Origin of the sequence: uncultured Granulicatella sp. (genome assembly GCF_938030755.1) — a bacterium.
Taxonomy (GTDB): Bacteria; Bacillota; Bacilli; order Lactobacillales; family Aerococcaceae; genus Granulicatella.
This window is the reverse complement of record NZ_CALHIF010000037.1, coordinates 1-2,034: the sequence shown is the minus strand read 5'-3', so window position 1 is coordinate 2,034 and position 2,034 is coordinate 1. Positions and strand designations below refer to the sequence as shown.

3 protein-coding genes are annotated in these 2,034 nt (G+C 37.7%); all 3 read right to left on the bottom strand.

All coding sequences use genetic code 11. The annotated features are described in order from the left end of the window. On the bottom strand, positions 1 to 1,168 hold a 1,168-nt coding region (locus tag Q0594_RS03600; RefSeq protein WP_298729661.1), incomplete at its 3' end, for a glucose-6-phosphate isomerase. A 60-nt stretch (positions 1,169 to 1,228) separates the two neighbouring features. Continuing rightward, complete coding sequence (locus tag Q0594_RS03595; RefSeq protein WP_298729659.1) at positions 1,229 to 1,618, bottom strand: CvfD/Ygs/GSP13 family RNA-binding post-transcriptional regulator; 390 nt, start codon at positions 1,616 to 1,618, stop codon at positions 1,229 to 1,231. A 9-nt stretch (positions 1,619 to 1,627) separates the two neighbouring features. Next, on the bottom strand, positions 1,628 to 2,034 hold a 407-nt coding region (locus tag Q0594_RS03590; RefSeq protein WP_298729657.1), incomplete at its 5' end, for a peptidylprolyl isomerase.

The window sequence follows — 2,034 nt, the reverse complement described above, 5'->3', positions numbered from 1 at the left end:
CTGACATATCAGGAATGTTCACTACAAAGTTTGGAACTTGACCATCTGTATGAGCAAGTAATGTTCCTTGGAAAGCTTTTGTATTTACAAAGTCCATTGTTTTACCTTGTAAGTATCCTAATCCATCTAAATCTTCTTCTGTTTCAGGAATTGTTACTTCTTCATTTGGTTTGCTCACTTTAATGACCGTTTCGAAGATGTTACGACGACCTTCTTGGATGTATTGTCCTAGTGAGTGTAAATCTGTTGAGAAGTTTGCGCTTGAAGGATAAATTCCTTTGAAGTCTTTCCCTTCTGATTCACCAAATAATTGTTTCCACCATTCAGAGAAGTATTGTAATGTTGGTTCGTAGTTAATGAGTAACTCCGTCACTTTTCCTTTACGGTATAACACATTACGTGCTACAGCGTATTGGTAAGCTTCGTTTTCTTTTAAGTTTGATGAACTGTATGCCACACGTGCATCTTCAGCCCCTCGCATTAATGCATCTATATCTGCACCTGTTACTGCAATTGGAAGCAATCCTACAGCTGTTAAGACTGTGAAACGTCCACCGACATCATCAGGAATTACAAATGTTTGATATCCTTCCACAGCTGCTTCTGATTTCAATGCTCCACGAGCGCGGTCTGTTGTAGCATAAATACGATTTACAGCTTCTTCTTTACCATATTTCTTAATTAATAAATCTTTGAATACACGGAAAGCAATCGCTGGTTCTGTAGTTGTACCAGATTTAGAAATGACGTTCACTGAGAAATCGCGGTCTCCGATTAAGTCGATTAACCCTTGTAAGTAAGTTGAGCTAATGCTGTTTCCTGCAAATAATACTTGAGGAGTTTTACGTTTATCGCTTGGTAAATAGTTATAGAAAGCGTGGTTTAAGAAATCAATGGCTGCACGCGCACCTAAGTAAGAACCACCGATACCAATCACCACTAATACTTCAGATTCTTCTTGAATCTTTTTAGCTGCTTCTTTAATACGAGCAAATTCTTCTTTGTCATAGTCACGTGGTAAGTTAATCCAACCTGTGAAGTCGTTCCCTGCTCCTAATCCTTCTCTCAAGTCTTTATCTAATGCAGTCACAGTAGATTGCAAGTGATCGATTTCTTCTTGATTAAAGAAACCTAATGCTTTTGAATAATCAAATGAAATATGTCCCATTTGAATGCCTCCTTAAAATTTTTAATTTTCGTCAATCAGATTCTTTAAAAAGCGAATCTATTAACTCTTATTTTTATCTTTTACAAATTTTTCTTGAGCTTCTTCAATCCATATTGGTAGTTTCTTTGCTAAGCTAGAAAAACCAATCGAAGGAGTGTACCGTTTGCGATTTTTCTTAATGCGTTGTGGAAAGTCTGGTACATCTAATTTCTCAAGTGCTCGAATCGATAAACTAATCTTATTTGAGAATTCATCGACGTCAATGACTTTCGCCGTCACTTCCTGTCCCACTTCCACAAAATCATGCACATTATCCATATACCCATGCTTACACTCAGAAATATGAATCAATCCTTGCGTATCTTCGTCTAGCTCTAAGAAAACTCCGTAATTTTGTACACCCGTTACTTTTGCAGTAACGATATCTCCAATTCTAAAAGTTTTGCTCATAGGACCTCCCTACGCGTTTACTTCCATGGATTCAATCACTACATCTTCAAGTGGACGATCTTGTCCATTTCTTTTAACGCCTTCAATTTTAAGAACGGTATCCATTCCTTCAACGACGCGACCAAAGACAGTATGACGATGATCTAACCATGGTGTACCACCAATTTTAGCATATTCTTCAACGATTTCTTCAGGCCATCCGCCATCTTTTAATTGTTTTAACATTTGAGCAGGTACTTGTTTTGCTGTAACAATAAAAAATTGTGATCCATTTGTATTAGGACCCGCATTCGCCATTGAAAGAGCTCCATATAAGTTAAACGCTTCTCTTGAAAACTCATCCTCAAAAGTACGGCCATAAATTGACTCGCCACCCATACCAGTTCCAGTTGGGTCTCCACCTTGGATCATAAAGT

Bases quoted from the DNA above. Each gene is read 5' to 3' on its own strand.
- Q0594_RS03595 (WP_298729659.1), bottom strand. From the start codon at position 1,618: ATGAGCAAAACTTTTAGAATTGGAGATATCGTTACTGCAAAAGTAACG.